This is a genomic window from Streptosporangium becharense, assembly GCF_014204985.1.
In the GTDB taxonomy this organism is placed as follows: Bacteria; Actinomycetota; Actinomycetes; order Streptosporangiales; family Streptosporangiaceae; genus Streptosporangium; species Streptosporangium becharense.
The window spans coordinates 4,757,597-4,782,771 of sequence record NZ_JACHMP010000001.1 but is presented as its reverse complement, the minus strand read 5'-3'; the positions used below and the strand labels follow the sequence as shown (position 1 = coordinate 4,782,771).

Annotated in this window: 25 protein-coding genes; 9 read left to right on the top strand and 16 right to left on the bottom strand. The window is 71.5% G+C overall.

Features of this window, described 5'->3' with window-relative positions:
• Positions 1 to 70: 70 nt before the first annotated feature.
• The gene (locus F4562_RS21130; RefSeq protein WP_311734158.1) at positions 71 to 550 is read right to left on the bottom strand and encodes a MarR family winged helix-turn-helix transcriptional regulator; all 480 of its coding nucleotides are present in this window, start codon (positions 548 to 550) and stop codon (positions 71 to 73) included.
• A gap of 266 nt (positions 551 to 816) precedes the next feature.
• Here F4562_RS21130 and F4562_RS21125 point away from each other — a divergent pair, with 266 nt between their 5' ends.
• A complete protein-coding gene (locus F4562_RS21125) occupies positions 817 to 1,959 on the top strand; it encodes an Mrp/NBP35 family ATP-binding protein (protein ID WP_184545021.1) in 1,143 nt (380 codons plus the stop codon).
• Positions 1,960 to 2,090: 131 nt separating this feature from the next.
• Here the strand turns inward: F4562_RS21125 and F4562_RS21120 are convergent, their stop codons facing one another.
• The 4 genes from F4562_RS21120 to sigE all read right to left on the bottom strand — a co-directional run bounded on the left by F4562_RS21120 (position 2,091) and on the right by sigE (position 6,171).
• Positions 2,091 to 2,450, bottom strand: a complete 360-nt coding sequence (locus tag F4562_RS21120; RefSeq protein ID WP_184545019.1) for a sec-independent translocase — start codon at positions 2,448 to 2,450, stop codon at positions 2,091 to 2,093.
• Between the two features lie 308 nt (positions 2,451 to 2,758).
• Positions 2,759 to 4,396, bottom strand: a complete 1,638-nt coding sequence (locus F4562_RS21115; RefSeq protein ID WP_184545017.1) for a S1C family serine protease — start codon at positions 4,394 to 4,396, stop codon at positions 2,759 to 2,761.
• 559 nt (positions 4,397 to 4,955) lie between these two features.
• A complete protein-coding gene (locus F4562_RS21110; protein ID WP_184545015.1) occupies positions 4,956 to 5,486 on the bottom strand; it encodes an anti-sigma factor family protein in 531 nt (176 codons plus the stop codon).
• Positions 5,487 to 5,538: 52 nt separating this feature from the next.
• On the bottom strand, positions 5,539 to 6,171 hold the full coding sequence (gene sigE, locus F4562_RS21105; protein WP_184545013.1) for an RNA polymerase sigma factor SigE: 633 nt from the start codon (positions 6,169 to 6,171) through the stop codon (positions 5,539 to 5,541).
• Positions 6,172 to 6,342: 171 nt separating this feature from the next.
• Here sigE and F4562_RS21100 point away from each other — a divergent pair, with 171 nt between their 5' ends.
• A complete protein-coding gene (locus F4562_RS21100; protein ID WP_184545011.1) occupies positions 6,343 to 6,993 on the top strand; it encodes an O-methyltransferase in 651 nt (216 codons plus the stop codon).
• 21 nt (positions 6,994 to 7,014) lie between these two features.
• On the opposite strand, the gene F4562_RS21095 is transcribed toward F4562_RS21100, so the two are convergent.
• From F4562_RS21095 to F4562_RS21080, 4 genes are all read right to left on the bottom strand, one after another.
• Entirely contained in the window at positions 7,015 to 8,514 is a 1,500-nt protein-coding gene (locus F4562_RS21095) for a leucyl aminopeptidase (RefSeq protein WP_184545009.1), read from the bottom strand.
• Positions 8,515 to 8,707: 193 nt separating this feature from the next.
• Complete coding sequence (locus F4562_RS21090) at positions 8,708 to 8,875, bottom strand: DUF3117 domain-containing protein (RefSeq protein ID WP_184545007.1); 168 nt, start codon at positions 8,873 to 8,875, stop codon at positions 8,708 to 8,710.
• Positions 8,876 to 9,020: 145 nt separating this feature from the next.
• Complete coding sequence (locus F4562_RS21085; RefSeq protein WP_311734157.1) at positions 9,021 to 9,704, bottom strand: DNA-3-methyladenine glycosylase I; 684 nt, start codon at positions 9,702 to 9,704, stop codon at positions 9,021 to 9,023.
• Complete coding sequence (locus tag F4562_RS21080; protein ID WP_184545005.1) at positions 9,701 to 10,414, bottom strand: prolipoprotein diacylglyceryl transferase; 714 nt, start codon at positions 10,412 to 10,414, stop codon at positions 9,701 to 9,703. The genes F4562_RS21085 and F4562_RS21080 overlap by 4 nt, the downstream gene beginning before the upstream one ends.
• Before the next feature lie 77 nt (positions 10,415 to 10,491).
• Between F4562_RS21080 and F4562_RS21075 the strand changes: the two genes are divergently transcribed.
• Complete coding sequence (locus tag F4562_RS21075) at positions 10,492 to 10,905, top strand: hypothetical protein (RefSeq protein WP_184545003.1); 414 nt, start codon at positions 10,492 to 10,494, stop codon at positions 10,903 to 10,905.
• On the opposite strand, the gene F4562_RS21070 is transcribed toward F4562_RS21075, so the two are convergent.
• The 4 genes from F4562_RS21070 to F4562_RS21055 form a co-directional block, all read right to left on the bottom strand.
• Complete coding sequence (locus F4562_RS21070) at positions 10,882 to 11,469, bottom strand: LOG family protein (protein ID WP_184545001.1); 588 nt, start codon at positions 11,467 to 11,469, stop codon at positions 10,882 to 10,884. The genes F4562_RS21075 and F4562_RS21070 overlap by 24 nt on opposite strands.
• Positions 11,470 to 11,478: 9 nt before the next feature.
• Entirely contained in the window at positions 11,479 to 12,273 is a 795-nt protein-coding gene (locus F4562_RS21065; protein WP_184544999.1) for an LOG family protein, read from the bottom strand.
• A gap of 202 nt (positions 12,274 to 12,475) precedes the next feature.
• Positions 12,476 to 13,537 carry a succinyl-diaminopimelate desuccinylase gene (gene dapE, locus F4562_RS21060; RefSeq protein WP_184544997.1) on the bottom strand — a complete coding sequence of 354 codons (1,062 nt, stop codon included), beginning with the start codon at positions 13,535 to 13,537 and terminating at the stop codon, positions 12,476 to 12,478.
• Between the two features lie 10 nt (positions 13,538 to 13,547).
• Positions 13,548 to 14,516 (bottom strand): DapH/DapD/GlmU-related protein, encoded by a 969-nt coding sequence (locus tag F4562_RS21055; RefSeq protein WP_184544995.1) that lies wholly within the window; start codon positions 14,514 to 14,516, stop codon positions 13,548 to 13,550.
• 115 nt (positions 14,517 to 14,631) lie between these two features.
• Here F4562_RS21055 and F4562_RS21050 point away from each other — a divergent pair, with 115 nt between their 5' ends.
• Positions 14,632 to 15,411 carry a hypothetical protein gene (locus F4562_RS21050; RefSeq protein ID WP_311734156.1) on the top strand — a complete coding sequence of 260 codons (780 nt, stop codon included), beginning with the start codon at positions 14,632 to 14,634 and terminating at the stop codon, positions 15,409 to 15,411.
• A 212-nt stretch (positions 15,412 to 15,623) separates the two neighbouring features.
• Here F4562_RS21050 and F4562_RS21045 read toward each other — a convergent pair whose 3' ends face one another.
• From F4562_RS21045 to fdxA, 3 genes are all read right to left on the bottom strand, one after another.
• Entirely contained in the window at positions 15,624 to 16,310 is a 687-nt protein-coding gene (locus F4562_RS21045) for a DUF4178 domain-containing protein (RefSeq protein ID WP_184544991.1), read from the bottom strand.
• A gap of 11 nt (positions 16,311 to 16,321) precedes the next feature.
• Positions 16,322 to 17,401 carry a succinyldiaminopimelate transaminase gene (gene dapC, locus F4562_RS21040; RefSeq protein WP_184544989.1) on the bottom strand — a complete coding sequence of 360 codons (1,080 nt, stop codon included), beginning with the start codon at positions 17,399 to 17,401 and terminating at the stop codon, positions 16,322 to 16,324.
• Positions 17,402 to 17,564: 163 nt separating this feature from the next.
• Entirely contained in the window at positions 17,565 to 17,891 is a 327-nt protein-coding gene (gene fdxA, locus F4562_RS21035) for a ferredoxin (protein WP_184544987.1), read from the bottom strand.
• A gap of 161 nt (positions 17,892 to 18,052) precedes the next feature.
• Here fdxA and F4562_RS21030 point away from each other — a divergent pair, with 161 nt between their 5' ends.
• The 5 genes from F4562_RS21030 (at position 18,053) to F4562_RS21010 (ending at position 25,128) form a co-directional block, all read left to right on the top strand.
• On the top strand, positions 18,053 to 18,235 hold the full coding sequence (locus tag F4562_RS21030; RefSeq protein WP_246473498.1) for a putative acetyltransferase: 183 nt from the start codon (positions 18,053 to 18,055) through the stop codon (positions 18,233 to 18,235).
• 107 nt (positions 18,236 to 18,342) lie between these two features.
• A complete protein-coding gene (locus tag F4562_RS21025; RefSeq protein WP_184544983.1) occupies positions 18,343 to 19,404 on the top strand; it encodes an ABC transporter substrate-binding protein in 1,062 nt (353 codons plus the stop codon).
• A 105-nt stretch (positions 19,405 to 19,509) separates the two neighbouring features.
• Positions 19,510 to 20,286 carry a class I SAM-dependent methyltransferase gene (locus F4562_RS21020; protein ID WP_246473497.1) on the top strand — a complete coding sequence of 259 codons (777 nt, stop codon included), beginning with the start codon at positions 19,510 to 19,512 and terminating at the stop codon, positions 20,284 to 20,286.
• A gap of 225 nt (positions 20,287 to 20,511) precedes the next feature.
• Complete coding sequence (locus tag F4562_RS21015) at positions 20,512 to 23,067, top strand: hypothetical protein (protein WP_184544981.1); 2,556 nt, start codon at positions 20,512 to 20,514, stop codon at positions 23,065 to 23,067.
• Positions 23,068 to 23,070: 3 nt separating this feature from the next.
• Complete coding sequence (locus tag F4562_RS21010) at positions 23,071 to 25,128, top strand: UvrD-helicase domain-containing protein (protein WP_184544979.1); 2,058 nt, start codon at positions 23,071 to 23,073, stop codon at positions 25,126 to 25,128.
• The last annotated feature ends 47 nt before the right edge of the window (positions 25,129 to 25,175 follow it).

Sequence of the window (25,175 nt, the reverse complement as noted above, 5' to 3'; positions counted from 1 at the left end):
GAGCCGCCGAACGGGCCACTTCGCGACGGACCGCTGAGCGGGCCGGACGCGCCGGAGCGGAACGGCGGCCTCAGCGGGAGTCGGCGAAGGGGACGGGGAGCAGCTTGTCGAGCATCGCCGCGCACTGACGCAGTTCGTCGGCGTCCAGCACGTCCAGGAACTGGGCACGGATGCCGCGCAGGTAGGTGGGGGTGGCCTCGGCCAGCCGCCCGGCGCCGGCGTCCGACAAGACCGCGAACAGCCCGCGCGCGTCGCTGACGCAGGCCTCCCGCCCGACCAGGCCGTCGCGCTGGAGCCGGTCGACCAACCGGGTCAGGCCGCTGCGTGACAGCAGCACCCGGTCGGCCAGGTCGTTCATCCGCAACCGCCGGCCGGGCGCCTCGGACAGCTGCGACAGCACGTCGTAGGAGGCGAGGGTCAGGTCGTGCCGGAGGAGGAGCTCGGTCTCCAGCACCCGGGTGATGCGGACCTGGGCACGCTGGAGCATGCGCCAGACAGCCAGCCGCTCCGCGTCGACGCTCTCTCCTGGCTCGCCCGCCGTGAGGGTCACGGAGTAACCTTAGAACGTTGCACGCGCATCTACGCAGCGAATTGTCCGAATCCAGCGATCACCTGCGGATCCGGAATTCCTGCCCGATTTCCCAGGTTCATATCATGGACCCATGACGTCGTCCGTTCCCTCACGGGATCGGCTCCCGGCCAAGCCACACAGGCGTCGCGCCGGCACTCCCGCCGGCGGAAAGCCTGCTCGATAACAGACAAGGAGGGACGGCATCCTCCGTCGCCTCAAGGTGGCGGTCCATTGCCGACACTTCGATGGCACCTACCCCGGAACTGGTGATGGCCGCCCTCGCGACCGTCAACGATCCTGAGATCCGTCGGCCGATCACCGACCTCGGCATGGTCAAGAGCGTCGACATCTCCCCCGAGGGGGCGGTGCGCGTCGCCGTCTACCTCACGGTGTCGGGCTGCCCCATGAAAGACACCATCACCCGCGACGTCACCGCCGCCGTCTCCAAGGTCGAGGGCGTGACCGGGGTCTCGGTCGCGATGGACGTCATGAGCGCCGAGCAGCGTAAGGAGCTCCAGACCAAGCTGCGCGGCAACAGGGGACCGGAGAAGGAGATCCCCTTCGCGCAGCCCGGCTCGCTGACCCGCGTCTTCGCGGTCGCCTCGGGCAAGGGAGGCGTCGGCAAGTCCTCCGTCACGGTCAACCTGGCCGCCGCGATGGCCTCCAGCGGGCTCAAGGTCGGCGTGGTCGACGCCGACATCTACGGCCACAGCGTCCCCCGCATGCTCGGCGTCTCCGAGCGCCCCACCAAGGTCGAAGACATGATCATGCCGCCGGTGGCGCATGACATCAAGGTCATCTCAGTCGGCATGTTCAAGCCCGAGGGCAACACCCCGGTCGTGTGGCGCGGTCCGATGCTCGACCGGGCCCTGCACCAGTTCCTGGCCGACGTCTACTGGGGCGATCTCGACGTGCTGTTGATGGACCTGCCCCCGGGCACCGGCGACATCGCGATCTCGGTGGCGCAGCGGATGCCCTCCGCGGAGATCCTGGTGGTGACCACCCCGCAGCAGGCCGCCGCCGAGGTCGCCGAGCGCGCCGGGTCGATCGCCGTCCAGACCCACCAGCAGATCGCCGGCGTCATCGAGAACATGTCGTGGCTGCCCTGCCCGCACTGCGACGAGCGGATCTCCGTGTTCGGTGAGGGCGGCGGCCAGGCCGTGGCCGACGCGCTCACCCGCACCCTCGGTGCCCGGGTCCCGCTCCTGGGCCAGGTGCCGATCGACATGCGTCTGCGCGAGGGCGGCGACGAGGGCAAGCCCCTGGTCCTCACCGACCCCGACGCGCCGGCGGCGGCCGAGCTGCACCGCATCGCCGCCACCCTGAGCAAGCGGTCGAGCAGCCTCAAGGGCATGCAACTGGGCATCTCCCCCACCCGCCGCGGCTAGCGGCCCTGCGGAGGCCGCGGGCTAGCGGCCCTGCGGAGAACAGGCGGAGAACGGCCCGGCCGGCGGACCCCGGCTGGGCCTGCCGCCCTCGCCGACCGGCGGCCATCGGCCCGCGGGGACCGGCGCGGCCGTCAGGTCGCTTCGGAGTCGTACGGAGGGATCTCCCCGTAGCCCAGCTCGTCGGCCGCCGCGACCGTGGTGGAGGAGGGAAGCGGGGTGGCGGTGGCCGGGGTGCCGTTCCAGTCGTCCTCGAGCTCGGCGGTCAGGTGCTTGCGGACGAAGTTCTTCGGGTTGAGGTCGGCCGGATCGAAGTCGGCGAACTCGGGGCCCAGACCGGCCCGCAGGTCGTCTCTGGCGTTGTTGGCCATCCGGCGCAGGTTGCGCAGTGTCCTGCCCGCCTGGGATGCGGCCTGGGGCAGTTTCTCCGGGCCGAAGACGAGAAGGGCGATGACCACCAGCGCCACGATCTCAGGCCAGCCGAGTCCGAACACGGTGATCTATCTCCTACGGGACGACGCCTGAGGCCCCTCTCCGGACACACACCGGAGAGGTTCCAGACTAATGCCCCCAAGAGTAAGCATGGGCCTTCCCGGCGTCACCACCGGGCGGCCCCGCCGACGGCCACCGCCCGGAGAACGTCGCCGTCGGCGGTCGCCTCCCGCAGGGCGTCCCCCACAGGGAACCTCGCGGGGAACGCGGGACCGCCGACGGCCACCGGCCGGGAGACGTCCTGCGGGAGTCGCCTCCCGGAGAGCGCCGCCGCCGGGGGCGACCGGCCTGGGAATCGTCATCGCCCGCCTCAGGACGGTTTCGGCGAGGGCTGTTCGGGCGCCGCTCCGACGGTCACGGTGGTGGTCCGTTCCTGACCGCCCCGCTGGTACTTGACCTGGATCTTCTCCCCGGGAGCCTTGTTGCGGATCAGCGCGATCAGCTCGTTGCCGTCCTGGAGCACCACGCCGTTGACCTCCAGGATGATGTCACCGGGCTTCAGACCCGCCTGCGCGGCGGGACCGTTCGGCTCGACCGGCTCGACGCCCTGGCTGGCCTCCGACCCGATGCGGACACCGGCACCCTGGTGGTTCGGATCGATGGTGATGCCGATGCGCGACTTCTTCGCCTTGCCCGTGCTGACCAGTTCCTCCGCGACGCGGCGGGCGTGGTTCACCGGGATGGCGAAACCCACGCCGATGTTGCCGCTCTGGCCGCTGAGCGACCGGCCGAGCGTGGCGATCGCCGAGTTGACCCCGATGACCTCACCGTTGGTGTTGACCAGCGGGCCGCCGGAGTTGCCGGGGTTGATGGCCGCGTCGGTCTGGATGGCGCTGAGCCACGTCGTGTCCGAGCCGTTGATGGTCTCCTCACCGGCCTGCACGGGCCGGTTGAGCGAGCTGACGATGCCGTAGGTGACGGTGCCGGTCAGGCCGAGCGGGGAGCCGATGGCGATGACCGGGTCGCCCACGACGACGTTGTCGGAGTTGCCGAGGGCGATCTCGGGAGCGCCGAAGGTCTCCTCGGGCTTCACCACGGCGAGGTCCGACTCGGGGTCGCGGCCGACGATCCTGGCCGAGGTGGACTTGCGGTTGTTGAACTGGACCTGGATCTGGCCGTTCGGGTCGGCCGCGGCGACCACGTGGTTGTTCGTCACCACGTAGCCCCCCTTGATCAGGAATCCGGAGCCGCTGCCGGAGGTCGTGCCGCCCTCGACGGCCAGGGAGACCACACTGGGCAGGACCTTCGCGGCCACCCCGGCCACCGAGTCCGGCGGTCGGGCGTTGGAGCCCTTCGGCGCCGAACCCAGCTGGAACGAGGGGTCGGTGCCGGAGCTCGCCGGACGGGTCAGCAGGTAGGTGCCGACGCTGCCCATCGTCGAGGCCAGGATCGCGATCACCACGGCGAGGACGACGAACGTGGTGGTACGCGGACCGCTGCGGGCGGGAGGCGCGACGGGACCGCCGAAACCGCCCGGCCCACCGAAACCGCCCGGCGCGGCGAACTCCGCCGGTCTGGGACCGCCGGGTGCGACAGGCGGCGGCGCCCAGCCCGGGCCCATGCCGACCGCCTGGGCCGGCGGTGGAGGCTGGGGACCGAACGGAGAGGCGAAGGTCGCGGTGTCACGGTGGGGTCTGCCGGAGGGGTCGCCCCAGCCGGGGTCGGTGGAGCCCGTCTCCCAGACCTCGCGGTTGCCGGGATCGCCGTGGTGGAACGGCTCGCCGTGGCCCTGCTGCGCGGGACGGCTCCACGGACTGTGGTCCTGCGGACCGGCCGACCGGTTCCAGGCGTCGTCGCGTTGCCTGTCTCCGCCGAGGGGCACCGCCTCGTCGGCGGGCAGGAACTCCGGACGCGAGAACTCGGGCGTGGCGCGCCCGTCGTCGGCGAAGTCCGACGGCGTACGCCCCTCGGCGTCGCGCGCCTCGCGGGTACGGGCCTCGTCGGTCATCGATTCGTCACTACTCCTTGCCTCGCAGGAGGCCGCTCACCGGGTCAACCCGGCAATCTTCCCCCGAGCGGCATACGAGATGTGTAAAACGCCTGTCATCGGAAGGGACTGACCCGGGAGAGCAGTCGGTGCGCGCCACCGCCGGGGCTTCTCCGTAGGCCCGGCACGGGCTCGCGGGACGCCGGCACGACGACCGCATCGGCCTGCGTGCCCGCGAAGACGGTGTAGACATGGCCCCCACGCGCCCAGATCGCCTCCTGCCCAACCGGGTCCCGAGTCCAGATCGTATGCCCGTTGCGCCGCTCCGCATGCCAACCGTGGCGACGCCTTTCACCAAGCATCCCAGATCGGATTAAAACCGACACTACCTACAACGCATCCGGTAGCCCGGCGGCGGATGCCGGGGAGGGGTCGGAACCAGGGGCGGCGTGGCACTCCGACCACCGTCTCGGTGACGGTGCGGTCAGGGGGTGCCGCGACGCTGCGGCGTCTCCGGCCCGCCGTCGTCCCGGCGGCGTGACGACCGCGGGGACGAGGACGGGGACGGCGGACGGCCCGGCTACGGGGTCGGCGAGAGGGTCGGCGTGGCCGGCCCGTTGTAGGGTGCGACGCTGCGGTGCTGGTTGGCGAACATGTCGACCGGCGGCACGCGCGGACCGGGATCGGCGCCGCCGCCTACCACGAACAGTGTGCCGATCGCCACGGCCGCCGACGCGACGCCCACCGCGACGTATCCCGCGCGCCGGGCACGGCGGGGGCCTCCGGCACGGCCTCGGGGCCGGTTGTCCGGAGGCGCGACACTGTGCATGCTCGGTATTGGCGCACCGCCGAAGGTACGCGGGGCCGGAAAGGGGCGCTCACGCGGAGGCAACGGGCCGCCCGGCTCCGCCATCCGCAGCAGCGACATGGTCAGGTCGGCGGGCATGGCGGGCCCGTCGAGCGACCTCAGGCGGCTCTTCAACGCGCGCACGGCGTCGACCTCGGCCCGGCAGTCGGCGCAGAACGCCAGATGCGACAGGGCCCGGTCACGCTCGTGATGGTTCAGCTCACCGTCTACCAGAGCGGAAACGCGCTCTCCGAGATGACTCATGCGCACTCCTTGCCGAGAGGCTCGTCGTGACATTCGTCATGACTGTGGTTTCTCATGCGAACTCCTCCCCGTGGGTGACGCTCGGGGGGAATTGATCACCGCGCGGCGCGCGGTGATCCAGCGCGTCCCGCAGCTGTGCCCGCCCGCGATGGATCCTGCTGCGGACCGTGCCGAGCTTCACACCCAGCGTCGCCGCGATCTCCTCGTAGGAGAGCCCCTCGATGTCACAGAGAACGACGGCCGCGCGGAACTCGGGCGCGAGCGCGTCGAGCGCCGCCTGGATGTCGGGCTCCAGGTGGGTGTCGTCGTACACCTGCGCGGGTGAGGGCTCTCGCCCGCGCAGCCGTTCGGCCGCGTCGTCGGCGAGCCCCTCGAACCTGATGCGCTGCTTGCGGCGCGCCATGTCGAGGAACAGGTTCGTGGTGATCCGGTGCAGCCAGCCCTCGAAAGTGCCCGGCGTGTAGTTGGACAACGACCGGAACACACGGACGAAGACCTCCTGGGTGAGATCCTCCGCGTCGTGGACGTTACCGGTCAGCCGGTAGGCCAGCCGATAGACCCGCGCCGAGTGCGTCCGCACTACCTCCTCCCACGTGGGAGGTGTCCAGTCGGACACTGGAGCATCGGTCTGGTGGTCGTATTCGTCCACCAGCACTCCTCTCTCCGGGACCACCGCTATCGCCATAGTGCCTGGTTTCGTCCCTTCGTGCGTACTCACTACCCTGAGGCCCGGCAAAGGCCGCTTAAACCGTGCAACGCACCGGGCCGCACATGAGTTCCCGATCGGGCCTGCCTCCCTTAGGCTGCGACCCAGCGTCTATATGACTGTGTACGGAGAAAGCGGGAGGAGAGGCCGATGGCAGAGACGCCGACAAGTCCGTTGGAGGCCGCTCTGGCCTATGCCGAGGAGTTCCACGCGGAGGACGACATCCTGCGTGCGGCGCGGCTGCGCGCCGCGGAGGTGGGCGCGCCTCCGGTCCTCCCCGGTGGCGGCGCCGCCCTCTGCTTCCTGGCCACCGCCGTCAACGCCCGCGCCGTCGTGGAGATCGGCACGGGCTGCGGGGTGTCCGGCCTCTGGCTGCTGCGGGGCATGCGCCAGGACGGCACGCTCACCAGCGTGGACGTGGAGCCGGAGCACCAGCGCCTGGCCCGGCAGAGCTTCGCCCAGGCGGGCTTCTCCGGCGGCCGGGTCCGTCTGATCACCGGCCGCGCACTGGACGTGCTGCCGCGTCTCTCCGACGGCGGCTACGACCTCGTCTTCTGCGACGGCTCCGTGCACGAGTACCCCGACTACCTGGCCGAGTCCGTCCGCCTGCTGCGCGTGGGCGGCGTGGTGGTCTTCACCAACGCGCTGTGGGGCAACCGGGTGACCGACCCCACCCGGCGCGACCCGGAGACCGTCACCGTGCGGGAACTGGGCAAGCTGGTCCGCTCCGACGAGCGGCTCCGCCCGCTGATGATGCCCCTCGGCGACGGCATCCTGGCCGCGGTGAAGCTCTCCGACTGACAGTGGGGGGCGGCGCCCCGTTCAACGGCGCGACAGCCACTCCAGAAGCAGCCGGACGCCGTACCCGGTGGCCCCCTTGCTGAAGACGCCCTCGTCGGCGCCGCTGCGGCCGACTCCCGCGATGTCGAGGTGTGCCCAGGGCCGCTTTCCGGTGAACTCGCGCAGGAACAGCGCCGCGGTGATGGAACCCGCGCCGTAGGTGGACCCGGCCTCGATGTTGGACAGATCCGCCACGGGCGACTCCAGCGCGGGCACGTAGTCGTCGATCAGCGGCATCCGCCAGAGCTGCTCGCCGCTGCTCTCCCCCGCCTCGATCAGTTCACCGGCCAGCGCGTCGTCCGAGGCGAAGACCGCACCCAGGCCCTTGCCCAGGGCGATGCTGATGGCCCCGGTGAGGGTGGCGACATCGACCATCACGTCCGGGTCGAGCTCGGCGTCGGCGTAGGCCAGCGCGTCGGCCATCACCAGGCGGCCCTCGGCGTCGGTGTTCAGCACCTCCACGGTGCGACCGCCGTACTGCGTGATGACGTCGGAGGGACGCTGGGCCGTACCGGAGAAGGAGTTCTCCGCGATGGCGACCAGACCGGTGACCCGCAGGCGCACCCCGAGCGAGGCCAACGCGCCGAGCACCGCGATGACGACCGCGCCACCGGCCATGTCGGTCTTCATGAACTTCATGTTGTCCGTCGGCTTGAGTGACAGACCGCCGGTGTCGTACGTGATGCCCTTGCCGACCAGCACCACGTGACCGGTGGCGTCCTCGGGCTCGTAGGAGAGCCGAACGAGCCGGGGCGGGGTGACCGACCCCTGCCCGACGGCGAGGATGCCGCCGAAACGGCCGGACCTCAGCGCCGCCTCGTCCCACACCTGGGCACTGACGCGCCAGCCGTCGCCCTCACCGACGGCGTGCTCGACGGCGCGCTCGGCGAGCCAGGCGGGCGACTTGACCGAGGAGGGGGTGTTGGCCAGGTCACGCGCGAACGCGACGGCGTCGGCGATCACCCGGCCCCGGGCGACCTCCGCCTGCGCCTCCTCGCCGACGAACTCCAGCAGCACCGGGGCGGACGTCGCCTCGCCCACCCGGAAGGTGTACGTGGCCAGCAGAGCGCCCTCCACGAACGCGGCCACCGGCCCCTCGGGCAGCACGATCCTGATGGACTCCCTGCCCTTGCCCCGCCTGGCCACCGCGGCCCCGGCCTTGCGCAGGGCCGGGGCCGAGCCGTCGCCGACCCCGTACAGCAGCACCCTGCCCACCACGTCGCCGTTGGCGACGGGCACCTCGACGATCTCACCGGCCTCGCCCTTGGCCTGGTAGTGGGCGAGCAGCGCGGCGACGGGCAGCGGCAGCTCGATCTCGGGCTCGCGGTCTCCGGCGAAGGGGACGGCGAGCAGCTCCGCGTCACCGGGCGTGCCGGGTTCCGCGTCCCCCGGTGGAGCGGGGACGGAATCGCCGGGCGACCCGGCGGACAGCCCCTGTCCGTAGGGAACGCGGGGCAGGAGCACATGGGAAGAGATGGGCATGCGGGTCAACTCCAGTCGTAGGCCCGGAAGGCGCCGGGAGACACCGCGGCCCTGGCGCGAGCCGCCGCGGGGCGGTCCGAAGGCCAGGGCCGTGTTCGCTGTCGGTCGCGGTCGTGCGGGCCGTCGCAGGTGTCATGCTCCCCGAGCAAGCGTGAATATGGCCCCGCTCCACCGCCGTCGTGTCAGATCGAGGTCAGCCGACGATCTTCTTCAGTTCTTCGGCGAGGGCGCTCGACTCGTCAGCGGAGAGCTCGACGACAAGACGGCCGCCACCCTCCAGAGGAACCCGCATGACGATCCCCCTACCTTCCTTGACGACCTCCAGCGGACCATCACCGGTCCTCGGCTTCATAGCCGCCATGCGTGTATCCCTTCCTGCTTCGGGGCTCCGGATCTCCGATTGACCCGAGGGTGGCCGACGCATTCACGTCTTCTGTGATGTCCTATTATCCCGCCTCCGCACCGAGAATGGGAACGATCAATCTCAGCGTCGGCTCATCCGGCGATCAAGACCGTTGTCCGAGGCCCCGCGGACGGCCAAACTTGTCCTCGGGAACACCCGCGCCGTCCTGTGCGACCGGTGCGGGCGGCGCCCCCGGCGGCGGAGCGGACACGCGGGTCCAGCAGCCGGCCAGGTGGTCGTTGACCAGGCCGATGGCCTGCATCAGCGCGTAGGCGGTGGTCGGTCCGACGAAGCGGAAACCCCGTGACTTGAGCTCCTTGGCGAGCGCCTTGGACGCCGGGGTCTGGGCGGGCACGTCAGCCGGGGTCTCCGGAACAGGGGCGCCGGGATCGGCGTACCGCCAGACCAGGTCGGAGAGCTCCACGTCGAGCGCGGCGCGCGCGTTGGCGATCGCAGCCTCGATCTTGGACCGGTTCCGGACGATGCCGGCGTCGGCCAGCAGGCGCTCGACGTCGTCCTGCCCGAAGGCCGCCACGGCCGGTATGGAGAACCCGGCGAAGGCCACCCGGAAGTTCTCCCGCTTACGCAGGATGGTGATCCACGACAGGCCCGACTGGAACGCCTCCAGGGTGAGGCGCTCGAACACCCGGTCGTCACCCGTGACCGGACGCCCCCACTCCTCGTCGTGGTAGGCGATGTAGTCGGCGGCCGAGGTGACCCACCCGCAGCGGACGAGCTCGGCCGGCGGCTCGCTCACCGTCGTCGTGGTTCCCTCCTCCGCGGTCACGGCTTGCGCACCTTCGAACGCGCCGCGGCGGCCGGCGACTCCTCGTCGCCCCCGGGGTCTCCCGCGGACGAAGCTCCGGCGGAAGCGGGCTCGGCATCCCTCTCCGCGTCGGCGGGCGTCTCCGACTCGGCATCGGACGTTCCCGGCTCGGTGTCGGAGGGCGTCTCCGGCTCGGCGCCGGGCGTCTCCGGCTCGGCGCCGACGGTCTCGGATGCGCCGGAGGGTGTCTCCGGCTCGGCGCCGGAGGTCTCGGGCCCGGCGTCGGTCTCGGGCCCGGCCTCGGACCGCTCCTGCGCCTCGGCCGTCCCGTCCGGAGACCCGGCCTCGGCATCGGCATCGGTCTTCCGCGGGCCGTCGGAGTGCCCGGCCTCCACGGCGGGCTCCCCGTGCCCCGGCTCGGCCCGTACGGCGGCCGGCGGGCCACCGTACGGATCCTGGCGGGCATGCAGCCTGCTCGCGAGCAGCTCGGACACCCGCTGCTCCAGCACCGCGATCCTGGTGTCGCGCTCGCTCAGCGCGTTCGCCACGCGGTTCAGCGTCTCGTCCACGCTCTGGGTGTGGTAGCCGACCAGGCTCACCGGGAGCTGGAGCGTCATGAAGTCGACCGCGCCGAGGCTGCCCGCCTGCGGCAGGTTGAGCGGGGGCACGTCCGGGGCGAACTCCGCCAGCTCACCTCCCCGCCCCATGGCGACCGCTGTGACACCGACCATGACGGCTATGGCAGCGAGAGCGAGAACGACCAACACATACGAATCGTGCCACAACTCCCCTGATCTAGGATCGGGTCATGACGGCTCTCATCGTGCTCGAACCCGGCGACCAGGGCGAACCCGGCTGGGTGGAGGCGCACTCCCTCGCGGAGGTCGAGGAGCTGGTCCGCGCCGGGCACACCGTGGTCGTCACGCCCGCCACACTGGCCGCGGCCGCCCTGTCGGCGGCGGGAGCTCACGGAACCACCCCGGCGGGAGCCCGCAAGACCGACCCGGCGGGAGCCGGCGGGGCCGGTTCCGCCGGGGCCGGCGAGATCGATCCGGCCGGGGTGGACGAGGCCGCGGAACTCACCGCCGCCTCGGTCTGCGCCTGGGCGGGCGCCCGGGTCTTCCGGACCGCCCGCCCCGACCAGGTGCGGCTCGCGGTCGAGATGGCCGACTCCCTGGCCGGCCGCCGGCCGCCCGCGCTAACCCGCCGTGGCCTCGCCTAGCTCCTCGGCACTGGGCACGAGGTGCCTGGTCGACTTCTCCAGCAGTTCGAACGCCTCCCCGACCGTGGTGGTCCAGGAGATGGCGTCGAAGACGTTGGGCCGGGTGAAGCCCGCCTCGTGCATCCCCTCGACCAGCTGCCGCAACGGGGCGTAGAGGCCCCACGGGTCGAGGATCACCAGCGGCTTGTCGTGCAGGCCCAGCGTCCGCGACGTCCAGATCTCGAACAGCTCCTCCAGGGTCCCGATGCCGCCGGGCAGCACCAGGAACGCGTCGGAGCGGGCGTCCATGACGCCCTTGCGCTCTCGCATGTCGGCGGTGACCACCAGCTCGTCGGACTCCTCGTCCGCGAGCTCCACGTCCACCAGCGCCTGCGGGATCACCCCGACGGTGCGGCCGCCGGCCGCGCGGGCGGCGCGGGCCACCGCGCCCATGCACGAGACCCGCGCGCCACCGCTCACCAGGGTGTGCCCCCGCGCCGCGAGCTCGGCCCCGACCTCCTCGGCCAGCGCGATGTACTTCTGATCGATCTTCTGGCTGGACGCCAGGAACACGCATATGAACACGTGCCGACCTTATTCGGCGTCGCCGACCGCGTTCGCGGTGGCCCTGCGCTCCTCGTCACGCTGCCTGCCGTGACGCCGGTCGGCGTCCACGATGATCTTCACGGCCTCGTCCACGTCGTCGGTGAGATGGATGAGGTCCACGTCCCGCGGGGAGATCTTCCCGGTCTCCACGAGGGTCGTCTTGATCCAGTCGAGCAGTCCGCCCCAGAACCCGGTGCCCATCAGCACCACGGGGAAGGAGGTGACCTTGCCGGTCTGCACCAGGGTCAGCGCCTCGAAGAGCTCGTCCAGCGTGCCGAATCCGCCGGGCAACGTGACGAAGCCGCAGGAGTACTTCACGAACATGGTCTTGCGGACGAAGAAGTAGCGGAACTCGATGCCGAGGTCGACGTACTCGTTCATGCTCTGCTCGAAGGGCAGCTCGATGCCCAGGCCCACGGAGACGCCGCCCGCCTCAGCGGTCCCCCTGTTGGCCGCCTCCATGCAGCCGGGCCCCCCGCCGGTGATCACGGCGTAACCGGCCCCGGCCAGCTTGCGGCCGAGCTCGACGCCCATCTCGTACTCGGGCGTGTCCGCAGGAGTCCGCGCGGAGCCGAAGACCGTCACCGCCTGGGGGAGTTCCGCGAGCTGGCCGAAGCCCTCCACGAACTCGGCCTGGATGCGCAGCACCCGCCACGGATCCATGTGCAGCCAGTCGGCCGGGCCCCTCCTGTCGAGAAGCCGCTGGTCGTGGGTGGACTCGGGGACGAGATCGCCACGGACGACCGCGGCCCCCTGACGACGTTCCGGACGCGTTTTCTTCATGGGGGTCACCGTAGCGCCGTCTACAAAAAATCTTGAAAAATCTCCGTGAAAAGACGGAACCGGATTTCGCGCGGCCCACGTCTAACTGCCGAGGGTGCTGCTCGGGACTGAAAGTGGCTTTCCCCGCCAAATGGCCGGCGAGGAAAGCCACTTTCATTTTGCTGCCGATCTTCATCCCCCGGCGGGATCTCCGGCGGAAGCGTCAGGACAACCAGTCGAGCATTCTGCGCTCGCACTCGGCGATCTTCTCCAGGGTGACGAACTCCCCCTGCTGGTGCGCCAGATTCGGGTCACCCGGGCCGTAGTTGACCGCGGGCACTCCGAGCCCGGAGAAGAGGGAGACGTCGGTCCAGCCGAGTTTGGCCCGGGGCGTGCCGCCGACGGCGGCCACGAAGGCGGCGGCCACCGGGTGGGTCAGGCCGGGCCGCGCGGCGGCGGCACCGTCGGTGAAGACGACTTCGAACCCGTCGAACACCTCCCGGACGTGCGCCTGTGCGTCGTCCAGCGACAGGTCGGGTGCGAAGCGGTAGTTCACCGTCACCACGCACTCGTCGGGGACGACGTTGCCCGCGACGCCGCCGGAGACGCCCACCGCGTTCAGTCCTTCGTGGTACTCCAGCCCGTCGACGATCGGGCGCCTCGCCTCGTACGCGTTCAGGACGGCGAGGACCGGCTCGGCGGCGTGGATCGCGTTGACTCCCAGCCAGGACCGGGCGCTGTGCGCGCGCCTGCCGCGGGTGATGATCTCCGCCCGGAGCGTGCCCTGGCAGCCGCCCTCGATGACGCCGTCGGTGGGCTCCATGAGCACCGCGAAGTCGCCGGCGAGCCAGTCGGGACGGTCGCGGCTGAGCCGGAGCAGGCCGTTGCGCTCGGCTTCGATCTCCTCGCAGTCGTAGAAGACGTAGGTGACGTCACGGCGGGGCTCACGCAACGCGGCGGCCAGCTTCAGCGCGACCGCGACGCCCGCCTTCATGTCGGAGGTGCCGCAGCCGTACAGCAGGCCGTCCTCGACCCGGCTGGGCAGGTTGCCGGCGACCGGGACGGTGTCGATGTGCCCGGCGATCACCACCCGCTCGTCACGGCCCAGCGTGGTGCGGGCCACGATCGCCTCGCCGTCGCGGTGGACGGTCAGGTGCGGGAGGGGCCGCAGGGTTTCCTCGACGGCGTCCGCCAGCGCCTTCTCCCGGCCGCTGACCGACTCGATGTCCACGATCCGCGCGGTCAGCTCTCCGACGTCCCGTGTGAGGTCCAGACGCGTATTCATGCCCGCGACCCTATCTCCGCCCCCCGTGGAGGATCCCGCCGAGTTCCGCGCGGCCGGGGCGGCGGCCCGGTTCCAGGCGGTCCAGAACCACCACGCAGGGCAGGTCGAAGGCACCGCCGGGAAGGTCGCGGTGCCGGCTGCCGCCGGTCGCCACGCACCAGTCGGGGATCCGGCCCGGGGCGAGTTCCTCCCCCGTACGCGCGTCGACGACCGGCGTCACGCCCGACAGGATCGTCCCGGCGGCGACCACGGCGCCCCGGCCGACGCGGGCCCCGGCCGCGACCACCGCCCGGTCGCCGATCAGCGCGTCATCCTCCACCACCGCCGGCACCGTGTCCGCCGGTCCCATGTCCGCCGGTCCCATGTCCGGCGACCCCGCGTCCGGCGACCCCGGCGACCCCGGCGACGCTGACGGTCCCGGTCGCGCCGGGTCGTCGACGCCGCCCAGGCCGTCCAGGTCGTCCGGGGCATCCGGGTCGTCCAGATGGTCCACCCCGCCGACGGTGACGCCGGCGGCCAGCCGGACGTTCCCCCCAATCTGGGCACACGAGCCGACCGAGACCCAGGTGCCCACCATGCTGCCGGTGCCGACGTGGGCGCCGATGTCGACGAACGAGGGCATCAGCACGACCCCGGGCGCCAGGTGGGCACCCCAGCGGGCGATCGCACCCGGTACGACGCGGACCCCGTCGACGGAGGTCTTCAACGGCACGCGGTCGTGGTGGTGGAAGTCCCCCACCTGGGACCTGGCCATGCCGAGCACCCGGAAGGCGAGCAGGACGGCCCGCCTGGCCCGCGCGTTCACGACCACCTCACCGGCGGCGGAGATCTCCGCCACCCGGACCCTGCCGCTGTCGAGCATGTCGATCGCGTTCACCACGACGCCGCGGGCCGCCGTGTCGGCGGGGCTCAGCTCTCTCCGCCGGTGCCAGAGATCGTCGAGCGCCGCGGGCAGCGACCCGGCATCGGTTCCGGTCATGGGCGGGAGCCTAGTGTTCACAGGGGTTTCCCGGGCTTCCCAATCGCCGTGGAACGGTAGGTTCTTGACCGTGCGACGGCGCTTCTCAAAAGAAGTCATCGCGATCATCGCGATCGTGACAGTGCTCGCGGTGGGTATCACCGCGGGCGTTCTCATACTCATCAACAGGGTGACGCCGTTCAAGGAACTCGGCGAGGGGTGCAAGGTCACCACTCCCGAGGGCACATTGGATCTGGAGATCGAGCAGGCCCAGGTGGCCTCGGTCATCGCGGCCGTGGCGGCCCGCAGGAAGCTGCCGGAGCGGGCGGTCGTGATCGCCTACGCCACCGCCATCCAGGAGTCCAAGCTGAAGAACCTGACCCACGGCGACCGCGACTCGGTCGGAGCGTTCCAGCAGCGTCCCTCCCAGGGCTGGGGCACGCCCAAGCAGCTCGTCGACCCGGTCTACGCGTCGGGGAAGTTCTTCGCCGCCCTGGCGAAGGTGAAGAACTACCAGAAGCTGCCGCTGCACGAGGCGGCCCAGCTCGTGCAGCGCTCCGCCGACGGGTCGGCCTACGCCCAGCACGAGGAGGACGGCAAGCTCCTGGCCGCGGCCTTCACCGGACGCGTCCCCAAGGCCGTGCACTGCTGGTTCCCGGCGCCGACCGGCAAGACCCCGCAGCCCGCCACCGGCAAGGCCGAACGCGAACTGGCGCGGGCGCTGGGTGCGGACGCCACCCTGGCGACCCCCTCCCGGAGGCGGGGCTGGCTGGTCGCGAGCTGGTCGGCCGCTCACGCCAAGGAGTTCGGGCTGAGCCGGATCCGCTACGACGGCCAGACATGGGCGGTCGCGACGGGCGACGAGGGGTGGAAGGCCGACACCCGGGCCTCGGCGAAGCGGGTCGACCTCTCCTGATGGAAGCTACCGGGTCAGTTGTTCGGGCAGGCTCGGTGCCTGGTAGCCGCTGGTGAGTGAGCACTCTCCTCTCCAGGACTTCGAGTCCTAGGGTCAGATCGTGCCCTCACCGGTGGTCAGGGGTCAGCACGAACGACCGCGCCTCCTCCTCGAAGCCGTAGCCCGTCGCCGACCGGAAGGAGACTCCCCTCGCCGCGCGAAGGGGACCCCGGTCAGACCTTCCGCTCGAAGGCGATGGCGCCCGGGGGGACGGGCTGGGCGTAGGAGGAGCTCCACTGGCCGCCCTGGATGCGCTCGAAGCTGAGCAGGCGGCCGTCCGCGGCCCGGTAGTCGGCGAAGTCGAGCAGGCCCCGCTCCGGCATGGAGGTGACCCCCTCACCGCGGAAGGCGGCGGTGCCCCGGTCCACGGGGAAGAAGTCGATCCCCTCCACGCTCAGGGTGGTCCTGGCGGGGATCATGCCCTGAGTGGGCACCGACGTCCACAGCAGCACCTCCAGGTGGGGCGGGTCTCCGGCGCCGCTCCCCGGGCGCTCCTCGACCGAGAGCCACTGGTAGCGGCGCGTGCCGTCGTCGAGGAGGTATTCGGTCCACTCGGTGCCCTGCCACGACAGGTGCATGGCCCCCAGGACACCGCTGCGCACCCCCTGGCAGGTGATCGTGTCGCCCACCCTGATCATCCGCGGGTCGGGGTAGTCGATGCCGACCCGGCCCGTGTTCGGCTGGGGCGGCTGCGCGGCCTCGGCCGGAGCCGAAAGCAGAGGAGGAGGCGGAGGCGGCTCCCCGGAGGGCTCGGGCTCACCGCCCTTCCTGCCTTGACCCGTGGTCGCGAAGAACGCGCCGAGCAGCAGGACGATCGTGACAACGCTCAGGCCGAGTATCACGGCGACCGCAGGGGTCATGCCGCGCGATCCTACTGGAGGCGGCGCACCGCCGCATCGATACGTTCGTCGACGGCCGTCACGGCGACGCGGACATGCCCGCTGCCGGCCTGGCCGTAGAAGTCGCCCGGCGCGACCAGGATGCCCTTCTCGGCGAGGGCACGGACCTGGTCCCAGCAGCCGGACCCGTCGGACGCCCAGAGATACAGGCCCGCGGCGGAGTGTTCGATCTTCCAGCCCGCACCCTCCAAGGCAGGCCGGAGCGCGGCGCGGCGGGCGGCGTAGCGGGCTCGCTGCTCTTCGGCGTGCTCGTCGTCGTCGAGGGCCACGGCCATCGCCGCCTGAACCGGGCCGGGCACCATCATCCCGGCGTGTTTGCGGACCTCCAGCAGGCGCCGGACGAGGACGGGGTCGCCCGCGACGAACCCCGCGCGGTACCCGGCCAGATTGGAACGCTTGGAGAGGGAGTGCACCGCGAGCAGGCCCTCGTGGGAGCCGCCGCAGACGTCCGGGTGCAGGATCGAGACCGGCTGCTCCTCCCAGCCCAGCTCGATGTAGCACTCGTCGGACGCCACGACCGCGCCGCGCTCGCGTGCCCAGGAGACGACCTTGCGCAGGTGGTCGGCCGGCAGCACCTTGCCGGTCGGGTTGGACGGGGAGTTGACCCAGACCAGCGGCACCTGCTCGGGGCCGAGCGCGAGCAGCCCGTCGGTGGCGTACGACTCGGCGCCGGCGAGGCGGGCGCCCACGTCGTAGGTGGGGTAGGCCAGCTCGGGGAAGACGACGCGCTGCCCGGAACCGATTCCGAGGAGCGTCGGCAGCCAGGCCACGAACTCCTTGGAGCCGATCAGCGGCAGCACACCCGCCGGGTCGAGGTCGACGCCGTGCCTGCGGCGCAGCCATCCGGCCGCGGCCGAGCGCAGGCGTTCGGTGCCGTAGGTCAGCGGGTAGCCCGGACTGTCGGCGGCGTCGGCGAGCGCCTGGCGCACGACGGCGGGGACGGGGTCGACGGGTGTGCCCACCGACAGGTCGACGATCCCGTCGGGATGCGACGCCGCCAGTTGCTTCAGCGGCGTGAGCCGATCCCACGGAAAGTCCGGCAGGCCGATCACAGTTCTCCCCGAATGGCGACTCCCGGCCCGGTGGACCGGGAGGACGGTGTTCTCGTCGGAGCCCGGCCCCGGGGAACCCTGGGAACCCTGGGAACAAGGCTCCACCCGCGTCCCCGGACGGCCGTCACGGGCCGCCCGGTCCGTCCGGGGACGCGGGTGATGTTCAGTGCCCCTCGGCCTGCGGCGGCAGCGCCGCGACGACCGGGTGGTCCTTGGCGATCTTGCCGACCTTGGAGGCGCCGCCGGGCGACCCGAGGTCCTCGAAGAAGTCCACGTTCGCCTTGTAGAAGTCCTTCCACTGCTCGGGAAGGTCGTCCTCGTAGAAGATCGCCTCTACGGGGCAGACGGGCTCGCACGCACCGCAGTCCACGCACTCGTCGGGGTGGATGTAGAGCATGCGCTCGCCCTCGTAGATGCAATCGACGGGGCACTCCTCGATGCACGCCTTGTCCAGGACGTCCACGCAAGGCTGCGCGATGACGTAGGTCACCTCGGGCTCCTTCTTCCTTTACGCACCTAGGCACGACTTCGACCGCGGGTTGCTACGCCCTAGTATTGCCGTGCCCGCCAGGTGTCTGAAACGGGAGGGGGCAAAAGACGGTGAACCACGGTTTCGGAGCTCGCCTCACTGTCAGCCTAACCCCTTCCGACGTGGGTAGGAGAGTCACCACCCGCAGGCGTTGCCCGGACGGCTTCCGTGACGCCGTGGGGGTGCTGGAGTTCTGGCGCGACGGCGTGCTGGGAGTGCGCAAGCGCGACGGGACCCTGGTCGAGATCGAGGCGGAGACACTCGTGGCCGCCAGGATCGTGGCGTCGCCGCCTCCTCGCGGGTGACCGCCGGGCCTCACGGGTGACCCCCGGGCCCGGACGCGCGTAAGCCGTTCCCCAAGAAAAGCCGCGCCTGCTCGACGGGCGATCCCGTCACGGGGAGTATACGCCTCGTGACCGTACGCACCAGCGCCGCAGCCGCCGTGATCCTCACGGCCACGATCGCCGGATGTGGCGCCCCGGCTACCGAGACCCCGCACCTGCCGCCGGTGAACGCCCGCGCGGCCTCCCTGCAGGAGGGCTTCTCCACGATGGACCGCCTCGTCGAGGCGGCCAGGAAGGAGGGCTCGCTCACCGTGATCGCGCTGCCGCGCGACTGGGTGAACTACGGCGAGATCATCGACGCGTTCGCGGACGAGTACGGCATCAAGGTCAACCAGGTTGAGCCGGACGCGAGCAGCGCCAGGGCGATCGAGGTCGCCGGTTCTCTCAAGCCGGACGTGTTCGACCTGAGCATGGACGTCGCCGTGGCCAACGCCGGCGCGTTCGCGCCGTACAAGGTCCAGGGGTGGCAGGACATCCCCGACCACCTCAAGGACCAGCGGGGCAACTGGTACGCCGGGTACGGCGGCTACATGTCCATCGGTTACCGGCCGGACAGCGCCCCGGCCCCGTCGTCCTTCTCCGACCTGCTCAAACCGGGCTACAAGGTCTCGCTGGCCGGCGACCCCCGGCAGGTCTCGGCGGCCTTCAACGGGGTGATGGCCGCCTCGATCAAGGGGGGCGAGGCCAGGGCCGAACGGGGCGTGGAGTTCTTCGGCCGGTTGAAGAGCGCGGGCAACCTCGCGGCCAGCGCGCAGGCCGCCTCGGTCATCGTCGACTGGGACTACCACAACGCGGCGCGGGCGGCCGGGAACAAGGCGTGGAAGGTCGCGATCCCCCGCGACGCCGTGCTCGGCTCGTACTACGTCCAGGCCATCAGCAAGAAGGCTCCACATCCGGCGGCGGCCCGCCTCTGGCAGGAGTTCCTCTTCTCGGACCGGGGCCAGAACCTCTTCTTGAAGGGCTACGCCCGTCCGGCCAGGATGGAGGCCCTGCGGATGCGCGGCACGCTCGACACGGAGCTCGCGGCGAAGCTGCCCACCGCGAACGCCGAGCCCGTGGTCCTCACCGTCGCCGAGATCGACACGGCCAGGGGGTATCTCAAGCGCGCGTGGGCGGAGAAAATCGGGTAGGTCCGGTGCCGCTGAGACTGATATGTCGCGACTTCCCCGAGGCTCTAAAGTGTCTGCAGAGCATCGACAAGAGGCCGCGGCGTCTCGGAATGTGAGCTGATCGTCTTGCGCTACGACACCCCGAGCATGATGAGGTGGAACGCTCGCGCCTATGACAGCAGCTTCGGATACGTCTCGGCCCACGGCGCCCCCCTGGTCGAGCTTCTCGACCCGCAGCCCGGGGAGCGCGTCGTCGACCTCGGCTGCGGCACGGGGGTGCTGACCGCCGAGATCGCCTCCCGGGGCGTCCACGTCCTGGGGATCGACAGGTCTCCCGCCATGATCGACAAGGCGCTGACGCTCCACCCCGGGCTTGAGTTCACCGTGGGAGACGGCCGCGACTTCACGGTGGCCCAGCCCTGCGACGCGGTGTTCTCCAACGCGGCGCTGCACTGGATGGGCCGCGAACCGGACGCGGTGATCGCCAACGTCCGGGAGGCCCTGGTCCCGGGCGGGCGGTTCGTCGCCGAGATGGGCGGCGCGGGCAACTGCGCCGCGCTGACGGCGGCGCTGTCCACCGCCTGGCGGGAGTTCGGGCTGCCCGAACCCGACCTGCCGTGGTATTTCCCCAGCCCCGCCGAGTACGCCACACGACTGGAGAAGGGCGGCTTCACCGTCCGCCTGCTGGAGTACTTCGACCGGCCGACCCCCCTTGACCAGTGCCCGGACGGAGCCGCCGACTGGGTGCGGATGTTCGCCGGTTCGCTGCTCCGCCAGGTGCCCGGGGATATGGTCGACTCGTTGCTGGCCCGGGTGAACGAACTGGCGGCCCCCGCCCTGCGGCGGGAGACCGGCTGGATGGCCGACTACGTCCGGCTCAGGTTCGCGGCCGTACGTCGCTGAACCGACCCAACACGCCGGGGCGATTTGCCAGAATATGGTCTGTTCCATGAGTCTCGTTCTCCGGCCACATGGAGTGACTCGGGCGGCTTGAGGGGCTGGTGAAGGGAACGAATGAACTTCAGTCTGAGTGACCTCGTGCCGCCGCTACGTTGGAGCGACGCGGCCACGATCCCACTTCTGCGTGAACAACCCGGTCTTCCGGGCGCCTGGTGGCGGAGTCTGCCGATGACCAGGGTGCTCGCCGTGCTGGGCCCGGAGAGGCTGGCGGAGATCCTCACCGAGGTCACCCTGCTCCACTGGCCCGCCGCGGCCGTGGGCGACGTCCTGCCCGCCCTGCACGTTCTGGACCCCGACGAGGCCGACGAGCCCTGCACCGCGATCGCCCTGGACCGTACGGGCTCCTGGACGGGACTGCTCGCGCTCACCGGCCATGATCTGCGCGACCAGCCGTTCATTCAGCCGGTGCCTCTGCTGCACACCCTCTTCGCGGCGGTCTTCTCCCAGCTGGCCCACCCGGCCCCCGCCGCCCCGGCCCCGGCTCCCCTGCCCGCCCCGGCCGTCGCCGTGCCGGAAGCCGTCATGCGAGAGGTCGCACCGCCCACGCCCGAAGAAGCACCCGAAGAAGCACTGCACACGGTCGGGGGCGTGCCGCCCGCAGCACGGCTCGGGGCCGAGGCGGACGGGAACGCCGAAGCGGACGCGGACGCACAGGCGGACGGGAACGCCGAAGCGGACGCGGACGCGGGGCAGCAGGCACCTGCGGAAGCCGGCTCCGTAAGCGGGATGGAGGCGGTCGAGAAGCCGGCCGAGGCGGAGAAGCAGGCGCTCGCGGAGGTCGACGCTCCGGCAGAGGCACGGGCCGACGACGCCGCCGACGGCGCCGAGGTGGACAACGCCAACGCGGTGGACGGTGCCGACGCGCCGTCCCACACCAGGGAGACGGTGGACGACGGCGCCCGCGACACGGAAGCCCGGGATGCCGAGGCCCGGGGAGACACCGAGGCCCGGGAGGAGGCCGAGGTTCGAGAGGAGGCCGAGGTTCAGGGAGTCGCCGAGGCCGGTGAAGAGGCCGAACCTCGGGACCGCATCGAGGATCAGGCGCTCGCCGAAGACCAGCCCGCCCCCGAAACCCAGCCTGACCCCGGCACCCGAAACAACACCGAGGAAGCTGCGGACACCGAAGAAGCCGAGGACGCCGAGGACGCCGCGGCCTCGGCGGACGCTCCCGTACACCAGGACGCGCAGGCTCCGATGGGCGTGGGCGCCGGAGCCGTACCGGGACCGCGGGAGGAGGCGGAGCCGCTCGCGGCCGGGGCCGGGGCTCCCGTGGCGCCGGCGGACCTGCACGCGCTGCTGGACGGTGTCTTCGCCGGTACCGAGGACAAGCGCTGGGCCGTGGCGCAGAACATCGTGTTCAGCGACACCCCGGCGGCGGTGGATCAGCTGGCCAAGCTGTTCGCCGTACCGCCGCAGGTCATCGTCGACATCGAGGCGGACCTGCGCCGGGAGCTCGCGGAATGGATCGCCTCCGACGAGGCGGCGCCGTACCGGGAGCACCTGGAGGAGGTCGAACGGCTCCTCGGCAAGGCGGCGCCCCGGGAGCGGTTGATCGGGGCCGCCGACTGGCACACCCGCGAGCTCCGTTCCCTGGACGTTCCGGCCTGGCAGTTCGTGCTGGCCAGCATGCCGGGCTACCACCTGGTCGACGAGTGGCTGGTCGAGGGTGACATCACGGAACTGCGTCACCGCACGCGCGACATGATCAGCGGGGCCAAGCCGCCGCTGACCATCAGCAAGGCCCTCGACATGGTCTCCTCCCTGGGCATCCACCCTGAGGTGTCCAAGGCGTGGCTGGAGAACGTGCCCCAGCTCCGTATCCTCGGCGCAGGCGAGCGCGTCCCCCAGCGGGCGGGCGGGGCTCCGGCCCTCACCACGGAGAAGCCCCCCACGAGTGCCCTCCCCACGGAGGACCCCTCCCTGGGGGAGGCCGCCGTGAAGAAGCCCTCCGCGGGTGGTCTCCCCACGGAGAAGCCCATGGGTACTACTCTCCCCCCGGAGAAGCCCACGGGTGCTCTCCCCGCCGAGAAGCCCTCCACGGACGCCCTCCCCGCGGAGGAGCCCTCCACGAGTGGCCTCCCGGCGGAGGAGCCCTCCCCGGGGGAGGCCGCCGTGGAGAATCCCCCCGCGGAGATGCCTCACGCCGCCGGGCTGCCCCCCGCGCGGCAGGGCGGCGAACCCGACGGGGAGCAGGGCAGGGCGGCGTTCCGTCCGTTGAAGGACGTCTCACTGACCCGGCGCTGCTTCCGGCAGCCGGACGGCCGGTGGTGGCTCCGGATCGACGTCACCGCCGAGCACCTCCAGGGTGGCGAATGCCCGCTGCCCAGCGGGTTCGCGGCGTACCTGGGGATGACGCCGGGCAGCCGCCGCACGGTCACGAGCGCGGTCGGGGACATGGTCCTCGACTGGCGGGAACGGCCCGCCCTGGAGTCGCTCGCGGTTCTCCTGGCGGACGTGGGGGCCAGGGAGGGCAGTCACCTGTTCCTCACCCTGTCGGATGAGGGGGTGCTGCGGGCCAGGCACCTGCCGGCCGCGACGGCCGAGGTGGAGAACACGGCGCGGGCGTTGCGCCTGGTCGGTTACACCGCCTCGGGAGGCACCCCCGAACAGGCCGGACGGGTCATCGCCACCCGGGTCGGCATGCCGAGCCCGGTGGCGATGCCCGACCTCCTCGTCCGTCTGCGAGAACGCGGTGACCGCGATCTCCTGTCACTGTTGGCCTAGCCCATGCCCCGCCTCGCCGTCTCCCCGGAGTTCCCCGTCGAACTCAGCACCCTGCCCGAGCCGGTGCGCCGCGACGTCGTGCTCTCGGCGCGCAGGTTCCTGCAGGACGCGGAGGGAGCGCCGCACCCCGAACGGGTCACGGGGGCCAGGGATCCCCGGGTCGCCTCGCTCAGGCTGGCCGACGGGTACCGGGGCGTCGTGGTCAGGCAACGGGACGTCTACTGGCTGCTGACGGTCCTGCCGGACGCGGAGGCGTGGGCGTACGCGCAGCGCTACCGGTTCGGCGTCAACACGGCGCTGGGCGTGGTCGAGATGTGGGACGCGGTGGCGCTCGACCGGGTGCGTCCCGCGATGCGCAGGGCCGCCGAGGCGACCCCCACCCGGCTGTTCGCCGACGTCCGCGACGGTGACCTGGCCGAACTGGGCATCGACGGCCGGTTCCTGCCGCTGGTCAGGCAGATCACCGACGAGCTGACCCTGGAGGCGCTCGAATCGCTGCTGCCGCCGACCCAGTACGAACCGCTGGCCGCGCTGGCCAGGGGGGAGTCGATGACCGGGGCCCGGCGCGAACTGGAGAACTGCCGGGCCCTCCCCCCCGACTCCGAGCCGGTCAACCCGGAGGACTTCGGCGCCGCGCTGCTGCGCAGTCCCGACCGGGCGGTCTTCACCGCTCACCCCGGCGAGCTCGACCGGGTGCTGGAGGCACCCGGCTGGTGCGTCTTCCTGCACCCGCCGCAGCACCGGCTGGCGCACTGGGAGTCCTACCCGCAGCCGACGCTGGTCACCGGCGGCGCGGGCACCGGCAAGACACTCGTCGCACTGCACCGGGCGGCCCACCTGGCCAGGCGCGGCAGCGGGCAGATCCTGCTCGTCACCTTCTCCCAGGGGCTGAGCGCCGACCTCGCGGCCAAGCTCGACGTCCTGGTCGAGGACGAGACGGTCCGCAAGCGGATCGAGGTCGGCAACGTGGACCGGCTGGCGCACCGCATCGTCGCCGAGGCGGAGGGACGCCCGCCGTCGCTGGTGGGGGCCACGGAGCTGACCGCGCTGTGGGAGGAGTCCGACACCGGGCACAGCCCGGCGTTCCTGCTGCGCGAATGGGAGCAGGTGGTGCTCGCGCAGAACCTGCGGACCCTGGAGGAGTACCTCGTCGCCCCCCGTCCCGGCCGCAGCGTCGAGCTGTCCGACGAGGAGCGGAAGACCGTCTGGCGGGCCGTCGAGCACGTCACCGAGCAGCTGCGGGAACGCGGCCGGCGTACCCTGCTCCAGCTGGCCGCCGAGGCGTCGGTGCTGCTCGGCCGGACGACCGGTGACCTGCTGGAGGAGGCGGAACCCGCCCGGGAGCCGTACCGGCACATCGTGGTGGACGAGGCGCAGGACCTGCATCCCGCGCAGTGGCGGCTGCTGCGCGTGGCGGTGCCGCACGCCTGCGACGACATGTTCATCGTCGGCGACCCGCATCAGCGGATCTTCGACACGCGGGTGGCGCTGGCCTCGGTCGGGATCGACGCCGTCCGGTGGCAGCTCCAGGTGTCGTACCGGCTGCCCCAGGAGATCCTCTCCTGGGGGGTGCGGCTGCGCGGCGGCGGCCCGGCCGACGGGCTGGTCAATGGGGTGCAGGAGCTGTACGGTTTCCGCGCCACCCGGCACGGTCCGCGGCCGGTGGTCCGCGCCTACGATTCTCCGCGGGATGAGCTGACGGGGCTGGTGGCGCAGGTGAGAGAGTGGATACGGGACGGTGTGCCACCCGGGGAGATCGCGGTGGCCGCCAGGACCACCGGGCTCGTGCGCGACGCGCGGGCCGCCCTGCGCGATCTGGGGGTGCGCGTGACGACACTGCACGGCATGAAGGGGCTGGAGTTCCGGCGGGTCGCCGTGATCGGCGTGGCCGACGGGATCGTGCCCGACCCCGACTCACTGACCCCGGCCGGGGAGGACCCGGCCGCCAGAGCGCACGACCTCCAGCGGGAGCGCGGCCTGCTCTACGTCGCGTGCACCCGGGCGCTGGAATCTCTCTACGTATCCCACTCCGGACGGGCCAGTCCCTTCCTTCCCACCTGATCACATAGTCTGAACTGCGGATATATTCCCCTTTGCCGGTTGGACCT